Annotated in this window: 22 protein-coding genes, 1 tRNA gene and 1 pseudogene; 13 read left to right on the plus strand and 11 right to left on the minus strand. The window is 52.3% G+C overall.

The window, feature by feature from the left end:
• Positions 1 to 1,246, minus strand: a 1,246-nt coding sequence (locus tag ACXJJA_RS04905; protein WP_456487125.1) for a NosD domain-containing protein, incomplete at its 3' end; no start/stop codon positions are given.
• A 285-nt stretch (positions 1,247 to 1,531) separates the two neighbouring features.
• Here ACXJJA_RS04905 and ACXJJA_RS04910 point away from each other — a divergent pair.
• The 3 genes and pseudogenes from ACXJJA_RS04910 to ACXJJA_RS04920 all read left to right on the plus strand — a co-directional run bounded on the left by ACXJJA_RS04910 (position 1,532) and on the right by ACXJJA_RS04920 (position 4,274).
• Positions 1,532 to 3,427: a DUF460 domain-containing protein gene (locus tag ACXJJA_RS04910; RefSeq protein WP_456487105.1), complete on the plus strand. Its 1,896-nt coding sequence runs from the start codon at positions 1,532 to 1,534 to the stop codon at positions 3,425 to 3,427.
• Between the two features lie 11 nt (positions 3,428 to 3,438).
• Positions 3,439 to 3,663, plus strand: a pseudogene (locus tag ACXJJA_RS04915) (class I SAM-dependent methyltransferase family protein); the annotation flags it as partial.
• A 41-nt stretch (positions 3,664 to 3,704) separates the two neighbouring features.
• Positions 3,705 to 4,274: a class I SAM-dependent methyltransferase gene (locus ACXJJA_RS04920; protein WP_456487126.1), complete on the plus strand. Its 570-nt coding sequence runs from the start codon at positions 3,705 to 3,707 to the stop codon at positions 4,272 to 4,274.
• Positions 4,275 to 4,302: 28 nt separating this feature from the next.
• Here the strand turns inward: ACXJJA_RS04920 and ACXJJA_RS04925 are convergent, their stop codons facing one another.
• Positions 4,303 to 5,031 carry a glucose-6-phosphate isomerase family protein gene (locus ACXJJA_RS04925; RefSeq protein ID WP_456487106.1) on the minus strand — a complete coding sequence of 243 codons (729 nt, stop codon included), beginning with the start codon at positions 5,029 to 5,031 and terminating at the stop codon, positions 4,303 to 4,305.
• Between the two features lie 365 nt (positions 5,032 to 5,396).
• Here ACXJJA_RS04925 and ACXJJA_RS04930 point away from each other — a divergent pair, with 365 nt between their 5' ends.
• Positions 5,397 to 5,627 (plus strand): hypothetical protein, encoded by a 231-nt coding sequence (locus tag ACXJJA_RS04930; RefSeq protein ID WP_456487107.1) that lies wholly within the window; start codon positions 5,397 to 5,399, stop codon positions 5,625 to 5,627.
• A 120-nt stretch (positions 5,628 to 5,747) separates the two neighbouring features.
• Here ACXJJA_RS04930 and ACXJJA_RS04935 read toward each other — a convergent pair whose 3' ends face one another.
• The 3 genes from ACXJJA_RS04935 to ACXJJA_RS04945 are packed head-to-tail and all read right to left on the minus strand — an operon-like array spanning position 5,748 to position 8,847.
• A complete protein-coding gene (locus ACXJJA_RS04935) occupies positions 5,748 to 6,998 on the minus strand; it encodes an adenosylhomocysteinase (protein ID WP_456487108.1) in 1,251 nt (416 codons plus the stop codon).
• Positions 6,999 to 7,000: 2 nt separating this feature from the next.
• Complete coding sequence (locus ACXJJA_RS04940) at positions 7,001 to 7,483, minus strand: hypothetical protein (protein WP_456487109.1); 483 nt, start codon at positions 7,481 to 7,483, stop codon at positions 7,001 to 7,003.
• Positions 7,480 to 8,847, minus strand: a complete 1,368-nt coding sequence (locus ACXJJA_RS04945; protein ID WP_456487110.1) for an alkaline phosphatase family protein — start codon at positions 8,845 to 8,847, stop codon at positions 7,480 to 7,482. Before ACXJJA_RS04945 ends, ACXJJA_RS04940 begins: the two co-directional genes overlap by 4 nt.
• A gap of 30 nt (positions 8,848 to 8,877) precedes the next feature.
• On the opposite strand from ACXJJA_RS04945, the gene ACXJJA_RS04950 reads away from it, so the two are divergent.
• Genes ACXJJA_RS04950 through amrS form a run of 3 tightly spaced genes read left to right on the plus strand, consistent with a single transcriptional unit; the run spans position 8,878 to position 10,990 of the window.
• Positions 8,878 to 9,009 (plus strand): hypothetical protein, encoded by a 132-nt coding sequence (locus tag ACXJJA_RS04950; RefSeq protein ID WP_456487111.1) that lies wholly within the window; start codon positions 8,878 to 8,880, stop codon positions 9,007 to 9,009.
• 15 nt (positions 9,010 to 9,024) lie between these two features.
• The gene (gene twy1, locus ACXJJA_RS04955; protein WP_456487112.1) at positions 9,025 to 9,966 is read left to right on the plus strand and encodes a 4-demethylwyosine synthase TYW1; all 942 of its coding nucleotides are present in this window, start codon (positions 9,025 to 9,027) and stop codon (positions 9,964 to 9,966) included.
• 1 nt (position 9,967) lies between these two features.
• Positions 9,968 to 10,990 (plus strand): AmmeMemoRadiSam system radical SAM enzyme, encoded by a 1,023-nt coding sequence (amrS, locus tag ACXJJA_RS04960; RefSeq protein ID WP_456487113.1) that lies wholly within the window; start codon positions 9,968 to 9,970, stop codon positions 10,988 to 10,990.
• Positions 10,991 to 11,182: 192 nt separating this feature from the next.
• On the opposite strand, the gene ACXJJA_RS04965 is transcribed toward amrS, so the two are convergent.
• The 5 genes from ACXJJA_RS04965 to ACXJJA_RS04985 form a co-directional block, all read right to left on the minus strand.
• Positions 11,183 to 11,392 carry a hypothetical protein gene (locus ACXJJA_RS04965; RefSeq protein WP_456487114.1) on the minus strand — a complete coding sequence of 70 codons (210 nt, stop codon included), beginning with the start codon at positions 11,390 to 11,392 and terminating at the stop codon, positions 11,183 to 11,185.
• Positions 11,393 to 11,443: 51 nt separating this feature from the next.
• Positions 11,444 to 11,725: a hypothetical protein gene (locus ACXJJA_RS04970; RefSeq protein ID WP_456487115.1), complete on the minus strand. Its 282-nt coding sequence runs from the start codon at positions 11,723 to 11,725 to the stop codon at positions 11,444 to 11,446.
• 162 nt (positions 11,726 to 11,887) lie between these two features.
• A complete protein-coding gene (locus ACXJJA_RS04975) occupies positions 11,888 to 12,118 on the minus strand; it encodes an L-type lectin family protein (RefSeq protein WP_456487116.1) in 231 nt (76 codons plus the stop codon).
• Positions 12,119 to 12,149: 31 nt separating this feature from the next.
• Positions 12,150 to 12,659, minus strand: coding sequence for a helix-turn-helix transcriptional regulator (locus ACXJJA_RS04980; RefSeq protein WP_456487117.1), 510 nt, complete (start codon positions 12,657 to 12,659; stop codon positions 12,150 to 12,152).
• A gap of 37 nt (positions 12,660 to 12,696) precedes the next feature.
• Entirely contained in the window at positions 12,697 to 13,254 is a 558-nt protein-coding gene (locus ACXJJA_RS04985; protein ID WP_456487118.1) for a hypothetical protein, read from the minus strand.
• Between the two features lie 110 nt (positions 13,255 to 13,364).
• Here ACXJJA_RS04985 and ACXJJA_RS04990 point away from each other — a divergent pair, with 110 nt between their 5' ends.
• Positions 13,365 to 13,541 carry a hypothetical protein gene (locus ACXJJA_RS04990; RefSeq protein WP_456487119.1) on the plus strand — a complete coding sequence of 59 codons (177 nt, stop codon included), beginning with the start codon at positions 13,365 to 13,367 and terminating at the stop codon, positions 13,539 to 13,541.
• 104 nt (positions 13,542 to 13,645) lie between these two features.
• Here ACXJJA_RS04990 and ACXJJA_RS04995 read toward each other — a convergent pair whose 3' ends face one another.
• Positions 13,646 to 14,719 carry an OBG GTPase family GTP-binding protein gene (locus tag ACXJJA_RS04995; RefSeq protein WP_456487120.1) on the minus strand — a complete coding sequence of 358 codons (1,074 nt, stop codon included), beginning with the start codon at positions 14,717 to 14,719 and terminating at the stop codon, positions 13,646 to 13,648.
• A gap of 104 nt (positions 14,720 to 14,823) precedes the next feature.
• On the opposite strand from ACXJJA_RS04995, the gene ACXJJA_RS05000 reads away from it, so the two are divergent.
• From ACXJJA_RS05000 to ACXJJA_RS05020, 5 genes are all read left to right on the plus strand, one after another.
• On the plus strand, positions 14,824 to 16,365 hold the full coding sequence (locus ACXJJA_RS05000; RefSeq protein WP_456487121.1) for an acyl-CoA dehydrogenase family protein: 1,542 nt from the start codon (positions 14,824 to 14,826) through the stop codon (positions 16,363 to 16,365).
• A gap of 143 nt (positions 16,366 to 16,508) precedes the next feature.
• Positions 16,509 to 16,841: a hypothetical protein gene (locus tag ACXJJA_RS05005; protein WP_456487122.1), complete on the plus strand. Its 333-nt coding sequence runs from the start codon at positions 16,509 to 16,511 to the stop codon at positions 16,839 to 16,841.
• 69 nt (positions 16,842 to 16,910) lie between these two features.
• Positions 16,911 to 18,338 (plus strand): Asp-tRNA(Asn)/Glu-tRNA(Gln) amidotransferase subunit GatB, encoded by a 1,428-nt coding sequence (gene gatB / locus ACXJJA_RS05010; RefSeq protein WP_456487123.1) that lies wholly within the window; start codon positions 16,911 to 16,913, stop codon positions 18,336 to 18,338.
• 690 nt (positions 18,339 to 19,028) lie between these two features.
• Positions 19,029 to 19,142 (plus strand) — tRNA-Tyr (locus tag ACXJJA_RS05015).
• Between the two features lie 14 nt (positions 19,143 to 19,156).
• Positions 19,157 to 19,783, plus strand: a complete 627-nt coding sequence (locus tag ACXJJA_RS05020) for a class I SAM-dependent methyltransferase (RefSeq protein WP_456487124.1) — start codon at positions 19,157 to 19,159, stop codon at positions 19,781 to 19,783.
• Positions 19,784 to 19,941 lie beyond the last annotated feature (158 nt).

Raw genomic sequence — 19,941 nt, forward strand, 5'->3', positions numbered from 1 at the left:
TGACGGTCAGCGTCACCGTGTAGCTCCCCGCCGCTGAATACGCGTGCGTCACCACCACTCCTGAAGCGGTTGTCCCATCCCCGAAGTCCCACTCGTAAGAAACGATCGTGCCGTCGGGGTCGTAAGAGGCGGACGCATCGAATGTTACTGGTTGATTAACCGACGGGTGTTTCGGTGAGTACGTGAAGCTCGCAACCGGCGGCTGGCTCTCAGGCGCAAAGTAGTTCTCAAAAGGCTTCATCAACGGGTAATGATCCTTATCATGATCTATGATGTAAGGCGTGTCTCCTATCCCATCATTGTCAGCATCACTTCCCGTATAATCGCCCCAGTAGTTGCATAAGTAGTTTTTGTATGTTTTGCCTTTGTATGTGTATGTTATTTGCAAAATTGAACTCCAGATGTTCGTTGATGGATAAGGGGAATAATAAACGCTATCGGTGTTATTTATAAAGTTGTTAAGATATATGATGTTGTCGCTCGAATAATCCTCAAAGCCGATGCCACAATCGTTGTTCGAGATGTCGTTGCCTGTGATATTGTTGTTGTTGCTCCACCGCCGCAAGTGGATGCCATCCACGTTGTTCGAGATGTCGTTACCGGTGATGCTGTTGTTGCTCGATTCATACAAGTAGATGCCATTCTCGTTGTTCGAGATGTCGTTGCCTGTGACGTTATTATTGCTCGAACCCGACTCCAAGTGGATGCCATTCTCGTTGTTCGAGATGTCGTTGCCTGTGATATTGTTGTTGCTCGAATGCGCCTTGACGGTCGTAACATACAAACAGATGCCATCATTCCCGTTGTTCGAGATGCTGTTGCCGGTGATGTTGTTGCTGCTCGAATCACACAAGTAGATGCCATCATCGTTATTCGAGATGTTATTGTTTGCAATGTTGCAGTTTTCTACATTATCGAGGTAAATCCCATACTTACCATCTTTGATTGTAAATCCGTAGATGTTCACATAATCTGCTGTAACATGAAATACAGCGTCATATTTTGCAGCTTGAACGATGCAATTCTTAGAACCATTCTCTGATCTTATCGTTAATCGCTTATTTACATATATATTTTCAAAGTGGACTCCATCCCTTACAATTATCGTATCTCCGGCAGAAGCGTCATCCACCGCCCACCGAATCTTCGCGTACTCGTCGGGCACGTAGATCGTCCTTGCGGACGCCACACCCGCGAATGTGAGGAAGGATAACACCAGCAGGCAAAGCAAGGCTCCGCCCTTCATCTCCACCTTAGTCTTAGGGTAGCTTCCGTCATTTAAAAAATTTTCCCTTAATGTCCTGCTGCCGCGCTGCCCAAGCCGGCATCGGCGCCGCCGCAGAACGACGCAGCCGGTAGGCGTGAGCGAAGAGCGAGCATAACCGAGGGCTACTTGCCGGCGTGGTTTGTGTTGGTGGCAGCAACGCAATCGGAGACGATGGCGAGGGCTGGTGGCAGCAAGGCACGAAGCATCCCCACTCCCACCATTCAAGCCGCAAAACACTTAAAGCTCGAAGCTGAAAAGTAGAAGATGCAGATTTTCGGCGTGGACGTCCAGAGGCACCAGACGAGGAGGACGACTCCGCTCTACGCCCTTGCAATCCTGAACACCGAGACCGACGAGGTGCGTAAGCATTCCGTCAGCAAGTTCAAGCTTGTCCGCCTCATCAACAAGCTACGTCCCGATGTCGTCGCCACCGACAACATCCACGAGCTCGGCGAAAGCAAAAAGGCGCTCCTTACGCTCCTACGGGCGATTCCGCCGGAAACAAAGCTCGTGCAGGTAACGGACGGCGGCTCCTTAAAAAGCATCGCTCGGAAATATGGAATTCGGGTGAACGCCTTAGACCCGATGAGCGAGGCTGAAGCCTGTGCGACGCTCGCAGCGCTCGGCGTCGGTTATGAGATTTCGGTCTTTGAAGACCGCACGCTGATAAAGGTAAGCAGGGCGCGCTCGCTCGGCAAGGGCGGTTGGAGCCAAAAAAGATATAGTCGTCGGGTTCACGGTGCGGTATTGCAGAGGGCGAGAGAGATTGAGGAGACGCTCCTCCGGTTAAAGCTCCGTTTTGAGAGAGAGGCGAAGGTAGGCATCGGCGGCTACGCCCGCTGCGTCTTCGTCGTCGAGGCGCCGAGAGCTGCCGTTCCTGTAAAACCTGGAAAATACGGGGACGTGCAGGTGAGAGTAAGCTGCGTGGAGCGAGAGAGAATAAAATTCACTAAGCTTGGGAGGAAATACACGATTGTGGGCATCGACCCCGGAACGACCATTGGCGTCGCTGTTCTTGACTTGGATGGGGACTTGTTGTGGCTCCACAGCTCCAAAAACTACTCGCTTTCCGACATAATCCTCAAAATTTCATCTTTTGGGAAGCCTTTAATAGTGGCATCTGATGTCACGCCTGCTCCTGAGACCGTCAAGAGGATAAAAAGCACGTTCTCGGCGCTTTTGTATGAGGTGGACGAGCCTTTGAGCGTTGAGGAGAAAATCATGCTGACGAAGGGCTTTAATTACGCCAACGACCACGAGCGGGATGCATTGGTGGCGTGCCTGCAGGCGTTCAAGAAGTTCAAGAACAAATTCGCTAAAATAGAACGAAAGGCGCCGACAGGCGTAGACGTTGAGGAGGTGAAGGCGCTGGTTGTGCGCGGCACCTCCATTCGCTCCGCAATAGAGAAAATGTGTAGCAAGAGCGGTGAGACTGAGACGGCAACGACGAGCAGTAAGCCGCAGGCGGCTGAGGTGGAAGACGAGCGGATGCAACTTCTGCGGGCAGAGCTGCGGGGGAAAGAAGAGCAGATACAGCGGCTGCGGGCGTTCATTTCCGAGTTGAAAGAGAAATTAAAGGAGCAAGATGAGAAGATACACAGGCTGGAGGAGCGGCTGCGGCTTGCGAAGTTCGAGTTTGACGAGCGTGTCAGGAAGGACGAGAGGATAAGGATGCTGGAGAGCGAAGTTGTGGCGTTGCGGGCGGAGCTTGAGCGGGAGCGGCGGGAGAAGGAAGAGCTTAGAGAGTTGTTAAGGCGGCGGCAGGACGCAAAGCCGGAGTTCGACGAGAAGAATGAAAAACTCGTAAAGGTCGCCAAATCCTTCAGCAAGCACGCGATTGCCGAGGTCGAAGCTCGCTACGGGCTCGAAAATGGTGACGTCATTCTCTTCGAAGACAGTAGTGGCGGCGGCGCGAATACGGCGGAGCTTCTCGCAAAGCGTGGCGTGCGTGCCGTCATCTTCAAAGGCGAGCCCTCACATTTCGCAACCGACAAGTTTCTGGAGCTGAACGTGCCCTTCTTTTCCGCCGATGAGATAAAGGTGCGGTGCAGCGGCGATTTCGCATTCGTGAGCCGTTACGAGCTTAATGAGAAGATAAGGGAGTGGATGGAGGAGCGGAAAAGAATCTTAAGGCGGAAGGGCACCGTCGTCTTCGTTTAGCTCGACGTCAGATGCCTGCGAAGAGGCTAAAAGACTTGCTTCTAGAGAAAGGGCTGAGAGAGGCTGAGCTTAAACTTGTCGTCCGAGCGTTCGACATCGTCGGTGACATCGCCATCGTTAAAATCCGTAGGGAACTTTGGGATAAAAGAAGAATAATTGCTGAGGCATTGATGGAGTTCCACCGCTTCAGGAGCGTCGTCGCCGTTCGTGGGCAGACCGAAGAACTTTTCAGGACGAGAGGCTTTGAATCCTCGCAGGCGACGAAGACTTGGAGACTGTGCATAAAGAGCACGGCTGCGTCTTCAAAGTCGACCTTCGAAGGGTATTTTTCTCACCACGCCTTTCCTACGAGCGCCAACGGGTCGCAAAGAAAGTCAGGCGGCACGAGACCGTCGTCAATATGTTCGCAGGGGTCGGCTGCTTCTCAATAGCCATTGCGAAAGCACAGCCCTCCGCCCGCATTTTTTCCATCGACATTAACCCCTACGCGTACAAATACATGTGTGAGAACGTCCTGCTGAACAAGACGGACAACGTCATCCCGCTGCTCGGCGATGCCGCCATCCTCATGCCGCTTTTCAGAGGTATGGCGGATAGGGTGCTCATGCCGCTGCCGGAGCGGGCTTCTGCCTTCCTAAGGCTCGCCGCCGACGCCCTCCGAGGACACGGCGTTATACATTATTACACAGTATCCTCTGCAGACTCTTCTGACGTCTTTGAGAAACCACTGCGAGAGGTAGAAGAAATACTTTCGGATAGAAAAATAAAAATAGAAAATAAACGGGTCGTGCGCTCCGTCGCCCCTCGCAAATACCACGTCGTCTTGGATTTACACGTGACCAAATGAGTTTGAATTGGAGAGCAAAGCCGCACGATTAAGATGCATCCCGCCGCAGCGCCTTCTCGAAAAGCCACTCGTAGCCACTCGGGTTTTTCAGGAACTCAAGGAGCGGCTCGTCTATTAACTCGTAGATACGACGGCTCAGCTCTTTCACGCGGGGCGGCTCCAAAAACCGCAGTTCCGGAAGCTCGCCGTAGTTCTCGTTGCGCACGAAGTCCCCGTCCGTAAGCTCGAAGTATGCGGCGCCGCCCTTCTCCCGATACGGCTCGTAAATCGAAGAGAAGTTTTTGAACACCAAATTCGCCATCTTCAGCGTCTTTTTAGCCGGATTGATCGTCACGTGTCCGTAGTTCGGTGGCACAACTGTCTTGTTGCCAGATTTAGCCTTTACGACGACAACGTCGCTTATGCTGCCGTCAGCTTCGAGCTTCTGCAATAAGAAGTGGGCTTCGCCCTCCAGCACCTCGTAAAGCTCTGCGTATGTGTGGTCGGAGCCCGGAACCTTTGGATGGTAGTGCCCGGCGGTCTTCACGAATTCTTTGCCGAGCGTCCTTGGGGGGATGATTGTGATGTCGTAACGCAAGCCCCGACGCTTGAGGACGGCAGCATCCTCCTCGCTCTCGTAAACGTCCCTGAACATGTAGTAAAGCGGCACGTTCTCGGCAGTCCGCCGAAACTCCTCGTCGTAAAGCACTGCCCGCATATCATCCAGCATCCGCACCTCCGCCCGAAACTCCCTTCCTCCAAGCTTTAACACTCTCACGTCCCTCACCTTGTCGTCGTTCAAGTGTTTTAGCTACTAACTTAAATGATGGAATGCAGGCTTAAGGAGCAAGGGTTCAGGCGGGGTGCTTGTCTTGTTGATGTAGGGAGGCGCAAGGAGGCGGCATGCAAAGCGACGCTCCGTAGGATTGATGGCGTGCTCCACAGACCGATAAAGTCTAACCTCTCCTGCCGAAAATGCCACTCTTGGTATTTTTCGCAGATCGCCGACGGGCGGTGGCTCTCGCTGAAGACGTTGCGCTCGCCGCCCATAAGTACATGGAATAATATCGCATTTACAGGGAGCCGAAGGAACAGGCGACAGCGTTCCACGCAACCGACATCTGTAAAGCGTGTGGAAGCTGCGTGCTTCGTGGCGAGCGGAGCCCGCTGTGCCCCAGCGTCATCTCGTTAGACTTCATAGAGCTTGGCGAGCAAAGCTGGGGTCCCGCAAGGAATATAACTGCGTTCACCGGCGGCGACATCGCCTGTTGTCCTGAGTTCTACGGGATGACATACCTCCAAGGCAGAATTGACGCGTTCTGGCTGCAAGGCTTACGACGACAAAGTGCACAGAAAGCTTACAGGAGTCTCTAACAAAAGGATTTTGGAGTTGCCTGCGGAAATCGTGGACATGGGATTCGTGCTCGAAGTCCTCACGTTATACACCCCGGCTGGGTCGAGACTTGCATGCGAGAGATTTGTCAAAACTAACTGTTACTGCGTGCCGAGCGACCACGAGCCTAAGTATTTCTGTTGCTCCTCTGTCAGTTCTTCGATTTCAATGCCCATGGTTTCGAGCTTGAGGCGGGCGACCTCCTCGTCAATCTCTTTAGGCACGCTGTAAACATAGCGTTCGAGTTTCTCATGGTTTTCGACGAGGAATCGTGCGCAAAGCGCCTGATTTGCGAAGCTCATGTCCATGACTTCAGGTGGGTGTCCGTAAGCTGCTGCCAAGTTCACGATTCTGCCCTGTGAAAGCAGGTAGAGCTTGCGGCGGTCTTCAAGGACGTATTCGGTGACGTTCTCGCTTATGTCTTTCTTTTCGACTGCCAACTCCTCCAACTCTTTTAAGTCTATTTCCACGTTAAAATGCCCGGCGTTTGCGAGAATTGCCCCGTTTTTCATCAGCCTGAAATGCTCGCCCCGAATGACGGAAATGTCGCCAGTAACCGTTATGAAGAGGTCGCCGATTTCTGCGGCTTTTCGCATCGGCATGACTCGGTAGCCGTCCATAGTCGCCTCTAAAGCCTTTCTCGGGTTGGTTTCGACGACGATGACGTTGGCGCCCATACCTCTTGCTCGCATCGCCACGCCTCGCCCGCACCAGCCGTAGCCCGCAACCACAACGGTCCTGCCGGCGAAAAGGATGTTCGTGGCGTTCATTATGCCATGCAGCGTAGATTGCCCCGTCCCGTAGCGGTTGTCGAACATCATTTTCGTCTCTGCGTCGTTTATCGCTATTATTGGGAATTTAAGGCGCCCCTCGGCGGCAAGCGCTCGTTCTCGAATGACGCCGGTCGTCGTCTCCTCGCAGGCGCCTTTAACGTTCGTCACGAAGCTCTCAAGCGATGTGTGCACCGCTGTTATTGCGTCGCCGCCGTCGTCGAGGATGATGTTGGGCCTCAGCTCAAGCGCCTTCGCCAAGCAATCGTAATACTCTTTCTCAGTCTCGCCTCTGAAAGCAAAAACCTTCATTCGCTCCGCAAGCGCCGCTGCGACGTCGTCCTGCGTCGAAAGGGGATTTGCAGCCGTGAGAGAAATCTCGGCGCCGCCCGCCAGCAGCGTCAGCATCAAGTTCGCTGTCTCTGAGGTTACGTGGAGGCATGCCGTTATCTTAACGCCCTCCAACGGCTTTTCTTTCTCGTAGCGTTCTCTAATTTTCCGCAGAACAGGCATGCGCTCGCCTATCCACTCTATTCTCTTTTTTCCTGCATCTGCAAGGCTTGCATCTTTTATTATGCTCATGGTTACCCCTCGGTTATCTGCACAAATAACGAATGGGCTTCCTGCCGTGTCGAAACGTGATTGGCTTTGGAAACGGCTGTTATGTTCATCCTATACGCTGCCGGATAGCCGCCGGAGCAGTTTAGATAACCGGAGTAAAAGACGTAGATACCCTTGTTGAGGTATCCCTCCCAGTGTCCGCATTCGGGCGACGTAGACACGATGACATTGCCGGGAACGCCAAAAGCGATGGTATCGCCCTCGATGTAAAGGTCTTGCTGCGTGATTTCCACGTAGCACCGCCGCCATACATACAGCACGAACACGTCAAAATCCTCAGGAGCTTCTGCATAAAGTAGACTCTCTACGCTGAAATTTCCGGGCAAAAGAACTCGATACACCTGCCCTTTATCCGCAATGGCACCTGCGTTTTCCCCCGCACCCGCAACGGCAACTCCTATTGCACAGACCATTGCGACCGCGATGACCAGTAGTTTAATGCTCATCTTTCACCACCTCCTTGCATAATGTTAAGGATTACGGAGGCGATTTCAGAAATTTCCAAATCCCTCTGCTCGCCGCCGTAGTTTTCCTGCGGATTGTAAAGGATGAAGATGCCATCTTCGGCGTGGACGGCGTCGTCGGGACCCGTATCATTTTCCTCAAGGTAGAGGCGTTGATGCCCGACGGTGCCTGCGGAGCGCCAGTTCAGGTCGTCGAAATAGACCATAAGGTCCGGCGGGTCGCCTTCGCACCGCTCGTAAATCTCTTCAGGTTTGAAGACTTCCGTGCGCCACTTCTCGCCGTCTGGACCTCTGACGCTGCGCAAAGCCTCCGCAAGCTCGTCCCGCACATCTTCATACTCTTCGGGCTTCACGACGCCCTTACGCTCCCGCCCCTCGACGTTCAGGAAGATACGAGCGTAGTAGCCACCCCAACCCCACGCTATGGTGCGCTCCCAGTCAACGCCTGCTTTCTCGATGCTCACGACGCTCTTAGGATACTCTTTCAGCTTCAGAAAGCTTTCACGCATGAGAAATTCATTAACGCAAAAAGCCCCTCTCATCCTCTTCGCCCCATGGTCCGAGACTATTAGAACAGCAGTGTCCTCATCAAGCATGTCCAAAAGTGCTCCTATTTTCTCATCGAGGAATTTATAATAGTTTTTGATGGCGTCCTTGTATTTCCTAAGCTCCGCATCGCTGCAACGCTCGTGTAAATGGTGTCCCTCGTCGAAAAACTTCCAAAAGGCGTGGTGCATCCTGTCCAACCCGATCTCGACGAACGCAAAGAAGTCCCACGCACGATTCCGCATCAGGTATTCTATCGCTGTAAAATGTCGTTCTGTCATCTCGTAAAGCTCCTCCAGGAGTTTGTCTCGGTTTTCTGTCCTGAACTCCACATCGAAAATGTAGTCGCCGACGACGCCCGTTATCTCGTGTTTTAGCGACGATGGATACGTCCACTCGTGCGAGGCGTCCGGCGTTATGAAGCACGAGATCATGCAGCCGTTTACCTTTTTGGGGGGATAGGACGGAGGAATTCCTACCAAACAAACTTTCTTGCCAGCTTTTGATAACAAATCCCATACGAATTCCTTTTTTATCGATTTAGAAGAAGCGATCCAAATGTCATTATAGGAATAGCGGCGGCGATGCCTAAAGCCATAAAGTCCAAGCGTTCCGGGGTCACAGCCCGTGAACATCACCGCCCACGCCGGTATCGTGATTGCGGGGATGCAGCTTCTTAACCGCCCATACATTCCGGCTTCTACGAGCTTTTCGACGTTAGGAAGCTCTCCTAAGAACTCCTCGAACAGCAATTCCGGTGGCGCTGAATCCAAGCCTATGACGAGAGTTTTCATGGACATAAATTTTTATCCAGACACTAAATTAAAACTATGGGGAAGGGCACGAAAAAGAAAAAATACGTGGCGCCGGAGCTACGCCCGGTAGAGGGTATGTCCGACAGAAAGTTGGTGTCTAACGAAATCGACATAATGGTAATGCTTCATGCAGTTTTCAGCTTTTAACGGGGACGAGTTTGGATGCAGAGAAAAAGTGTTAATGCGGGGCTTAGCCCTGATGTCATCGCCACTTTGAAGAGGCAAGGCTACCACCTCGTCGGCAAGCACAGCGCCGTCAAGCCGTGTTTGTGGCTGAAGAAGTCGCTGCGAGGCGAGGGGCTCTGCTATAAAGGACTTTTCTATGGCATCAAGTCACATTGTTGCGTGCAGATGACGCCTTCGATATTCTGCAACCAGCGGTGCCTGCACTGTTGGCGTCCCATCGAGATTTTGAACTTCGAGGACGTTACGGACGTTGAATGGGACGCACCTGCGAGCATCGTGGACGGCTGCTTGCGGGAGCAGCAACGCCTCATTTCCGGCTACAAAGGCGCTAAGACCACGGACCTCAAAGCGTTAGATGAGGCGAGAGCGCCAAAACACGCCGCAATCTCGCTAATTGGCGAGCCGACGCTCTACCCCCACTTAAAGGAGCTCGTCGAGGAGTTTCACAAACGAGGAATGACGACGTTCGTCGTGACGAACGGGACGAAGCCGGAAGTGTTGCGCCGCATCACACCGACGCAATTGTATTTATCGTTGAATGCGACGCATGAGGGGCTTTACAGGAAGATCTCGGGTGCCGACTTCTGGGAAGAGATAAAAGAGTCGTTGAGGGTGCTGCGACGCAAGGACGAAGAGGGCGTGAGGACTGTGATAAGGATAACGTGCGTGGAGGGCTTGAACATGGATGACGCTGAAGGTTATGCGTCATTGGTAAAGCTGGCGGCGCCGGCGTTCGTGGAGGTCAAAGCCTACATGTATCTTGGTTTTTCGAGGTTGCGTCTTCATAGAGATGCGATGCCGTCACACGAGAGCGTGCGCAGATTTGCAGCCGAAATCGCGGAGGCTGCAGGCTACAAGGTTGCTAAAGAGTCTGAGACAAGCAGGGTTGTCTTACTTGCCCGTGCTCTTGGGGGTTAAAATGAAAGAAGCAATGTTATATGAGAAGCTTGAGGGGGAGAGAGTGCGTTGTAATGTCTGTGCGCACAAATGCGAGATTGCGGAGGGACGTTTCGGAGTCTGCCGCACCCGTCAGAACGTCGGCGGGCGGCTCTTCACGCTGATTTATGGGCGTGTTTCCTCGGAGCACGCGGACCCCATTGAAAAGAAGCCGCTGTTCCACTTTTATCCCGGCAGTTACGTTTACTCGCTCGGCACGATTTCCTGCAACTTTAGATGCCTACACTGCCAGAATTTTTCGATCTCGAGGCTTACCGCCGAGGACGTTAGCGCTCGCCGCTTCACGTTCGAGCTTTCGCCGTCAGAGGCAGTGCGGCGTGCCGGCGCCATGGGTTGCCAGGGCGTCGCTTGGACATATAACGAGCCGACAATCTGGTTTGAATTTACTTATGACTGCGCACAGGCGGCGAAGCGTGAGGCGCTCTATACCGTCTACGTTACGAACGGGTACATAAGCGAGGAGGCGCTTGAAAAAATATCAACATTTTTAGATGCCGCCAACGTGGACGTCAAAGCCTTTAACGATGACTTTTACAAGAAAATATGCGGCGCACGCTTAGAGCCCGTGTTGGAGACGTGCGAGCGTATGCTTAAGAAGGGAATCCACATTGAACTTACATATCTCGTCATTCCAGGGCATAATGACGACGATGAACAATTCAACGACTTTGCGTCGTGGGTTGTTTCCTTGGACGCATCCATCCCCGTGCATTTTTCAAGATTCTACCCCTGCTACAAGATGCTGGACGTGCCGCCGACGAGCGTTGCGACGCTCGAAAGAGCCCAGAATATTGCAAGACGCAAGGGCGTTGAGTTCGTTTACCTCGGAAACGTTCCGGGGCATGAATACGAGAACACTTTCTGCCCAGACTGCGGCGTGGTGCTCGTGGAGCGGCATGGTTACAACGTCCGCATTAAGTTCAATGTCGAGGGCGGAAGGGCAAGATGTCCTGAGTGTGGCAGGGAAATAAGATTGGTGATTTAAGCTGGCATTTAGGCTGGCAAGCCGGAGTCCGGCAGTGGAAATCGGCGGCGGAAGCCGGCGGCGGAAAATAGCGGCGTGGGTCGAGGTCGTCGCAGGACGCTGACCGGATGGGGATAAAGCGGAAATGCACGACGCGGGACATCACGGCAACGAAAAATAGTGAAAGAAGGATGGTTTACCGCAGCGCTCTTTTTATTTCTTGGACGATGCTCCTCGCATTTTTCCGTCTTTATGCATTGCCGAAGGCTCGTAGTTCCAGAATGCAGCGTCAAACGCTAGGATCTTGCCCGAAGCTTGGTCGGTCAGGGCAACGCAGAAGACCGCACCGAACGCCTCCGCGCCCCAGTAGCCGACAGTTATCGGGTATGAGAGCGTCATGTTGTAGCCAGCAGGCAGACTCATCGGCACGCTCGCGAGCGGCGCCGTGTAGAAATTATACGATGGGAGCGTCACCTACCAGTTGAAAACGACGTTCTGCGTTACATCCGAAGGGTTGCTGATAGAAATGCTCACGAACATTATGTCGCCCGTCGTGTAGTCCACCTTATCCGTCGAAATCGAAACTGACGGCGGAACTGCCGGCGGAACCGCCTCCTCCGTCGTTATCCTCACGTCATCTATGAGGTGCCAGTTATTAAAGGTTCCAGTTGCCGCTGAGAAGCCTATGCCGCCGAACGTTCTATTCAGCTCGCCAGCCCACGTGAACAGCTCCTCGCCGTCGAGAACGACCCTCACCGATGCTTCCCCCACTTCAATTCTGACCTCGTGCCATCGATCGTCTTCAGTCCGGCTGTCATTTACGTATATCAAATGGTTCCTGGTTCCTGACGTGGTCTTTTATCAGGGCTACGTAATTGCCTGAGGGGTCATGATGGTTCTTATAGTTATCGAACCGACTTAGCGCAGTTTTTTGAAACGTCCCTTGACGTCGTCATGAGGGTTCTTATAGTTATCGAACTCCACACCATAACCGGGGACGGGATAACCGACATCTGAGCCGGGGCTGTGGGCGTCCATAAATCCAAGGCACCTTCCAGTAGCAGGCGTGTAATTCGTATCGTATCCTTGTAGAAGATGGACGATGCCATCTGCGCCGGTTCCCCCACCGGCTTTGTATTTGAACTCCACGGCGAACGGCTCTCTTATTTCCCGTTTTTATTTATTTCAGCAAAATAACATTTCCCATCCCTCTTTTTCTCCTCTCAACCAAGCCCTTGCTCTCAAGCAAATCCAAAGCCCTGCTAACACTCGCTTTAGAAATTCCTGTTTTCTCTGGAAGTTCGCTTTGTTCTATAATTCCACCAGCTTCAATTATCGCTTGATATATCTTTCGCTCATTCTCCTTCAAAGTTTTTGCTATTTCCTTCCATCTCCGTTTTCTTTCCTCAAGCACCAATTCACCAGCAGGTCTCTTAACTAAATCAAGGAAAAGCAAATACGTTCCGCTGACACCAAGGATAATTGATGCTACAACGATAATTATAACATCCTCAAGCGTGAAAAATCCCGGGAGTTGGGTAATAGATGTATTTTGACCTTCTATAACTATTTGGATCGGTGTCGGATTCAACAGCTTTAGTCCTAAAATGAATACTGAAGCAACGAATAAAGCTGCCATGAATGCTGTTTTCCCATGAATTCCTTTGCTTTCCATCTTTTCACCTTCCATATTCGAAAATAAAAAAATAAAAAATATGAGTTAGGGTTTATTTATTGCGCCCTAGTCCATACCAATCTTCTGTTTCTGCCGAGCTTTGCTCTTCCACCGATTTCACAGTTTCGCCGTTTAGATCTATCGTAATCTTGTAGTATTTGCCTTCAACTTTCACCGTTAGGATTACTTTGTCACCACCGCTCGTTATTGCACCGATTAAATCTTTAGACTGTATGCCTTTTCCATTGGTTAATTCCCGTATTCTGCCGTCGTTATTGGCTATTTCAAGCCATTTATTCATCTTCTTTTCATGTTCTGCCTGCGCTTTTTCAATCTCTTCTTTGGTCATCTTATGCACTGTTATTTTATGTAGCAACTCATGCCCTGCCGCTTCTATAGTAAAATTGTATTCCCCCTCTGGCACTGCGATTTCTTTTACGACCTTACCGTTTTCATATATTTTTAGCTGTTCTCCCATCGCTACCACCTTAACTTCCTTTCCTGCAAACTTCAGCAGATCGCCTGCTCCGAAGGCTGTTGCCATGCCCGCCATTACCACTCCCGCAACCAGCAGGATGCCAAGCAAAGCCGACTTGTTTTCGCCTTTCATTTTGCTCACCTCCATACCAGAGTGGGATGCAACACCCCAAAAAACTGGTGGTTGAAACCGGTTTGAAACTCGTTGTAAATTCATCTTATGCGTCTCCAACGTATTCCCAGATGCCGGAATCCGTGCTGGAATCCGTGCCGAAGTCGTCCTCGATGACTAACGCCTCCGCTGCACCGCACAGAGAAACGAGGAGCGCTGCGGCCCAGCATGCTAAGCACGAGGAGCGCCTTCCGCATGCGACCACCACCGCAAAGGTGCGGTGGGTTAAAATGCTTGCGGTTGCGTGAGCGACATGCTTGCAGGCGTTGCGCGTTGGAGGGGTAGATGAACGATAGGTTTTTGAGAGGGACTGAAGCAAGGGCACGCTTCCAGCGTCTCACGTCGGGCGAGGCTATTTCCGGGTTACGATAGTCACGACGTCGCCGTCGCAGAGTTCGTGCGAGAGCCCGACGTGCTGCCCGTCATATTTAACGGACTTGCCCCAGACTTTTGCGTATCTGAACTTACGCACAACGTTTTTATGGATCCGGCGGCATACGGCCTCGACAGTCGCCGGCTGCCTCAGAATCATGGGCTTCGGCGATGCCTCGCCGCCCGGCGGCTTTAAGTAAACCCTGATTAGCCTGAGAGTGTTGAAAATGGCATTGCGTAGGGCTTCAAGGTTCATGCGTTCTTTGGCGGAGATGTGGATGGCGTCCTTGATGTCAGGTGGCGCCGCCCCGTTGAGGAGGTCTATCTTGTTCACGACAACAAGCGCTGGCACGTATTTCCGGTTGCCCTCCAGCACGTCTATCAGCTCATCCACCGTTATTTTTTCTTTTATGAACACCTCAGCATTATGAATTTTATATTCTCTGAGAATTTCCCGAATCGTGGCGTCTGCGAGGCTCGATTCGTTTTTTATCGCAAGTCCCCCTCTATCCCGCTTTCTGATTTCCACGTTCGGCGGCATCTTGTTAATTCTGATGCCTGCCTCGTAAAGCTCCCTGCGCAGGACTTCTAACTGGTATTCCGGCTGCAACGCATCCACCATCAGCAACAGCAAATCCGCCATCCTAATTATGGAAAATACCTCTTTACCGCCCCCTTTGCCCTTAGCAGCGTCCTCGACGACGCCTGGGAGGTCGAGAACCTGAATCTTGGCGCCGTTGACCTCGAACATTCCGGGGACGACGTCAAGCGTGGTGAAACGGTAATCTTCCACTTTGGAGTTTGCGTCCGTCAGAGCATTTAGAAGCGTGGATTTCCCGACGGATGGGAAGCCAACGAGCGCCACCGTGGCGTCGCCCGCCTTTCGCACGCTGCGCTGCTTCTCGCCGCTCTTTCGCTGCTTTACGGCTTCCCGCCGCAGCCTTGCGAGTTTCGCCTTCAGCCTGCCGATGTGGGCTTCCGTCGCCTTATTGTAGGGCGTTTTCCTTATTTCCTCCTCCACCGCCCGTATTTCCTTCAAGATGTCGCTGGGCATCGCTCACCGTTAGTTCGTTCTACGCCGTAGTTAAATTAGCGGGAGCAAAAGGATAAAAGTTAAAAATAGTAGCGACTCTTAGAGGGGGTTAGGAGGGATAAAGCGTGGAGAAGTTTCCGTGGTGGAATGAGGCGCAGAAGGCGCTTGCTGACGAAGTGGACGCCTTCGCCGACGGAATGACGCCGAAGATTCAGGAGTTCGTCTGGAAACGGGAGTTCCCCTGGGAACTCATTAAAGAAGTGGGCAAGCGTGGCTGGTTCGGCGCCGTAATCCCGGAAGAATACGGCGGCAAGAAAAGCGAGTGGGGCTACACGGGCTGCTGTATAATCCTTGAGTATCTTTCACGGGCAGGCGTTTCCTTGTCGTGTCCGTATTTGCTGACGATGTGTGGTGGGACGCACCAGATTGAAGACTTCTCACCACCTGAGAAGAAAGAAGAATGGCTGCCGAAGATTGCGAAGGGCGAGCTTCTCGGCGCCGTCGGGCTGACTGAGCCGTATGTAGGGTCGGACGCAGCCTCTGTGGAGACCGTCGCCCGGCGTGAGGGCGACGAGTATGTGATAACCGGGAAGAAGCGGTTCATAACAAGTGGGCTCGCCGCCGACATTTATGTGGTGTATGCGAGGACGAGCGACGACCCGAAGGATGTTGCTAAATACCGCCATATTTCTGCATTCATCGTCGAGCGGGGTGCGGAGGGCTTCCATGCTGAGAAGGTGAACGAGCTCATAGGCTTCGACAACCTGTATAATGCGTATATCGACCTTGACAACGTTCGCGTTCCTGTGGAGAACCGCCTCGGCGAGGAAGGCGAGGGCTGGCGGGTCATGATGAGCGGCTTGAACTTCGAGCGCACGATGGCGGCAGCGGCGCAGCTCGGCATAATGCGAGAGGCGTTACGTTACGCAGTCTTTCATGCGGAGCGCCGCATCCAGTTTGGGCAGCCTACCATCAATATTGGCGTTAACCAGTTCAAGATTGCGGACATGGTCTGGATTTTCAACACCGCCCGCCTCCTTACATACTACACTGCTTACATGCTTGACCTCGGCAAGACAGCTGCCGCAGAGGCTGCCACTGCCAAGATGTTTTCTACGGACTTCGGCATGAAGATGTTCCTTGAGGCGGTTCAGGTCATGGGCGGCGACGGCGTCACCCGCTTCTACCCGGTCGAATCCTACATCAGGGACACGAAAATCCTACAAATCGCCGCCGGGACGAGCGAAATCATGAAGCTCCTAATCTTTAACCAGGGACTAAGGCAGATTCGTAAGTATCTACAGCCACCAGTGCGTAAGGTGCATCCGGAGTTGAAAGTGCCGATTACCGTGGCATTTGGGGCTCTTAGCGAGCGGAAGAAGGTGGAGAGCGAGGAGGACGTGCTCAAGGCGCTCGCCGAGAACTACAAAGTGAACCCTGGGCTCAACATGACGCTTGACGACCTGAAGGGCGTGCTCGACGTCGATGACGAGACATTGGTGAAGATGCTGACGGCGCTAGAGGAGAAGAAGCTCGTGAGAACATTCAAGGACAGAAAAGGGCGGTTGAAGCTCGCACGGATAACGCTTGAGGGACTCAGGAAGACGCTGTCGCTCGAAGAGTGCAAGTGGATCCCGAGCTGGGTCCTGGAGAAGGACATTTTCTAATTTTTATTTCTTTTATTTTCTCGGCTCAGCTCTGTTCTACGGAACACTGCTGAAAATGTAATGCCCCTCCGCATCTATTGTTTAAAAGCTCTCAGCTTCGGGAGCACATTTTTATTTTCGGAGAGAATGTTAAGAGAGGGGTTATGTTATTAAAAACACTCGCATATTCCTTTGGCGAAGGCATAGGGAGAGGTATTGTGAAATCCAACAATATAAAAGGGAACGACCTTCAAGCGTTAAAAACAGCATTAGATGCGTTTCTGAAAAGCATTCCCGAATACAAGTCGATGTTAAGCCAAGACAAGCTCGTTGCGACGAGCAAATGCACGATACATAAGCTTTACAAGAAATGGTGCGAGCAGGGCTGCGAAGCTCTCCTTCAGGGCTTCTGTTCTGCGATAAATGAGGATATACACGTTAAAAGAGTTGAGAAGGCGCCGGAGAGCGAGTTTTGCAGGTTCGAATTCACTTTGTAAGTAATTGTATAGCTTAGGCGAGCGCGCATGTCGCAAGAAAAAACAAATACGGAGCAGGAAGGTGAGCACATGGGTGACGTGAAGATAGGCTTAGAATGCCATGCACAGCTGCTGACACGCTCCAAGTTATTTTGTGGCTGCTCCGCCGCATATCATTACGCAGAGCCAAACACACACGTATGCCCGACGTGCTTAGGGCTGCCGGGGGCGCTTCCGGTCGTGAACAAGAAGGCTGTGGAATATGGGATAAAGGTGGCGCTTGCGTTGAACTGTGAGGTGCAACGGCGCACGCTCTTCTACCGCAAAAACTACTTCTACCCCGACCTCCCGAGAGGCTTCCAGATTTCACAATACGACTTCCCGCTGGCGGTGAACGGCTACGTGCGCATCGAAAGCGACGGCGGCGAACGAATAATCCGTATAAAAAGAGTGCACCTCGAAGAGGACCCCGGCAGGCTCATCTATAAAGGCACTATTGACGTTGCTAAATACTGCCTTGTTGATTACAATCGAAGCGGCGTGCCGCTCGTCGAAATAGTAACGGAGCCCGATTTAAGGTCGCCGAAAGAAGCCCGCATCTTCATAAATAAGATAAGAAGCATCCTTGAGTATTTAGGCGTGTTCGACGGCGGTTTAGAGGGCTCTTTACGGGTGGATGCGAACGTTTCGATCGCAGGCGGCGAACGCATCGAAATCAAAAACATTTCCTCGTATAAAGGCTTGGAACGTGCTCTCTCCTTCGAGATAACGAGACAACGAGGCTTGCTGCGGCGTGGCATCGAGATAAAGCAAGAGACGAGGCACTACGATGAGATTCGTGGCGTGACCATCTCACTGCGGACGAAAGAGCATGAAGAAGACTACCGCTACTTCCCAGAGCCGGACCTCGTGCTCATCGAAATCTCAGAAAGCTGGGTGGAGGCGTTAAAGAAGGGGCTGCCGGAGCTACCTGATGAGAAGGTGCGGCGTTTCATGCAGCAATATGTAATAACAAGGGAGCACGCCGTTGCGCTCACGACCGACGTGCACATTGCAGACTTTTATGAGCGCGTGGCAGCGGAACTGGGCGACGCTCGGCTTTGCGCAACTTGGGTGGCGGATGTGCTCAAGGGTGAGCTTAACTACCGCTCGATGAGCATGCGGGAAGCTCTGCAGCGAGTTCCGCCTGAAAACTTTGTTAAGATACTGCGTTTCATGAAGGAAGGTAAGATAACGGAGCGGAGCGCCGTCGAAGTATTAAGGGAGATGCTGGATGCTGGAGGCGAGCCTGAGGTGATAATAGCAAAGAAAGAGCTTATGAGGATGAAAGATGAAGAGATTGATGGCATAATCAGGGAGGTAATCGCTGAGAACACGCCTGCGGTTGAGGATTACAAAAGCGGGAAGAAGGAGGCGTTGAACTTCCTCGTCGGGCAGGTCATGAAGAAGACGAGGGGCAGGATGGACCCGAAGCGGGCTTATGAAGCCCTTAAAGCGATAATCGCCGCCGGTGCATGAGGTTGAGATGTGTGGCAAGCGACGGCGAGGGCGAAGCAGCAACTCCCCGAGTTTGAGAAATGCTACTCGTTACAGAAGAAGAATGTAGCCCGGCATTAACCCTCTAAGCTCATCCAATGAAGCTCGTAGTCGCTCAGAGTGACCCTATGCCGGGCTGTGTGCCGTGCTTGGGTGTGCCCTTAGTCACAGCTTCCGTCGGGCGCTCTTGCGGGCGACCTCAGCACGGCATTCTTTACTCGCCGTGAACTACCCCGCCTTACGGACGGGGCTTCGTGGGGAGTTTGGTAGCGGAAATCCACCACCCTTACCCTTACAGGCGGGTTCACGCCGCCACTATCCGTTATCCACTTCGGGACTCACGGACTACTTTCACACCAGCCTTATGGGCTGCCCAGCCTTACGGCTGTTACGAGGTCGCTATAATCTAAGTCCTCAGAATATTTAAAATTATCTACCCGCCTCCCCTTGCCCTCCCGCTCGGAAGGGTCTTGCAAGCAACAGAGAGATAAAAGTAAGTGGTGCTTCTTTATAAGGGTTTTGTTGAAAATGTCGGATTTCGTGATAGTCCGCACGCTTTAGCGGGGGAAGAAAAACTAAGATTGCTACCCCTTGGAAGAGCATCTCTCTTGAGCTCTTGACAACCGTGGCGGTGAGAAAAATTTAAATATCCTCGGACAAAATTAAAACAGCCCCGCCTTAGCTCAGTCTGGAAGAGCGCGCGGCTGTAGTGGCATTAACGCCGCCGAGAGCGGTAAACCGCGCGCAGAAACCGCGTGGTCCCCGGTTCAAATCCGGGAGGCGGGATTCCTCCCAATACTATGAATGAGAGAGCGTTTGAGAGCAAAAAGCTGATAATTCAGTCGTATTCGGAGAAGGCCGAGGATTATGCGGTTTTTGTAAATGCGCACCCGGGCTTTAAAGAGCTTCGGGAGAAAATAACGAAGATGCTTATGCTGAGCAGCGGCGCGAAAGTTTTGGATTTGGGCGCCGGCACCTGCCACTACGGGCTTGGTTTCCTGGCTTACGGCTGCGAAGTCTTGTGTCTTGACATTTCCAAAAAGATGGTGAGAGCTGCCCGCCAAAAGGATGCCCACGTCATCGTAGGCGACATCGAGAAGCTGCCGATAAAGGGAGGGTGCGTTGACGCCGCAATTTGCGTGAATGCGTTGAGATACGTAGATGCTGAAACCCTCATAAAAGAGATAAAACGAATTTTGAAGCCGAAAGGGAAGATGCTTTTAGTTGATGGCGACAGGAACAGAGTGCAAGCAGCAAGGCTCAACAGAACACTTAGGAAGCATGAACTTGAGCGCATGCTCTTAAAGAAAGGGTTAATCCGCATATATAGCTGCGATGAATTGAAGAGCTTGCTAGAGCGTTGTGGTTGCACCGTCGAAGCTGCTGAGCATTTCAGGATTTACATCTTACTGAGGGTATCAGTGTAGCAGCTTGATTCCTCCTTTCATCAGGCTAACAAGGTTATGCATTTTGAGCCGAAAAGCTCAAAATGCTTCGTGCGATGTCATCCTTTGTCCATCGCACCGGGTGCAACCCACACCCTCTATCCCGTCCGCAAACGCTTCCGGGATTGCTTTCCTTATTA

The sequence above is a fragment of the Candidatus Alkanophaga liquidiphilum genome, assembly GCF_053996935.1.

Excerpts from the sequence above, each read along its gene's own strand:
- ACXJJA_RS04980 (WP_456487117.1), bottom strand. The coding sequence starts at position 12,659 with ATGGAAGGTGAAAAGATGGAAAGCAAAGGAATTCATGGGAAAACAGCA.
- ACXJJA_RS05020 (WP_456487124.1), top strand. The coding sequence starts at position 19,157 with ATGAATGAGAGAGCGTTTGAGAGCAAAAAGCTGATAATTCAGTCGTAT.
- twy1 (WP_456487112.1), top strand. The coding sequence starts at position 9,025 with ATGCAGAGAAAAAGTGTTAATGCGGGGCTTAGCCCTGATGTCATCGCC.
- ACXJJA_RS05005 (WP_456487122.1), top strand. The coding sequence starts at position 16,509 with ATGTTATTAAAAACACTCGCATATTCCTTTGGCGAAGGCATAGGGAGA.
- ACXJJA_RS04950 (WP_456487111.1), top strand. The coding sequence starts at position 8,878 with ATGGGGAAGGGCACGAAAAAGAAAAAATACGTGGCGCCGGAGCTACGC.
- ACXJJA_RS04945 (WP_456487110.1), bottom strand. The coding sequence starts at position 8,847 with ATGTCCATGAAAACTCTCGTCATAGGCTTGGATTCAGCGCCACCGGAA.
- amrS (WP_456487113.1), top strand. The coding sequence starts at position 9,968 with ATGAAAGAAGCAATGTTATATGAGAAGCTTGAGGGGGAGAGAGTGCGT.
- ACXJJA_RS04990 (WP_456487119.1), top strand. The coding sequence starts at position 13,365 with ATGCCGGAATCCGTGCTGGAATCCGTGCCGAAGTCGTCCTCGATGACT.
- ACXJJA_RS04910 (WP_456487105.1), top strand. The coding sequence starts at position 1,532 with ATGCAGATTTTCGGCGTGGACGTCCAGAGGCACCAGACGAGGAGGACG.
- ACXJJA_RS04995 (WP_456487120.1), bottom strand. The coding sequence starts at position 14,719 with ATGCCCAGCGACATCTTGAAGGAAATACGGGCGGTGGAGGAGGAAATA.
- gatB (WP_456487123.1), top strand. The coding sequence starts at position 16,911 with ATGGGTGACGTGAAGATAGGCTTAGAATGCCATGCACAGCTGCTGACA.
- ACXJJA_RS04935 (WP_456487108.1), bottom strand. The coding sequence starts at position 6,998 with ATGAGCATAATAAAAGATGCAAGCCTTGCAGATGCAGGAAAAAAGAGA.
- ACXJJA_RS04940 (WP_456487109.1), bottom strand. The coding sequence starts at position 7,483 with ATGAGCATTAAACTACTGGTCATCGCGGTCGCAATGGTCTGTGCAATA.
- ACXJJA_RS04985 (WP_456487118.1), bottom strand. The coding sequence starts at position 13,254 with ATGAAAGGCGAAAACAAGTCGGCTTTGCTTGGCATCCTGCTGGTTGCG.
- ACXJJA_RS04965 (WP_456487114.1), bottom strand. The coding sequence starts at position 11,392 with ATGAGTCTGCCTGCTGGCTACAACATGACGCTCTCATACCCGATAACT.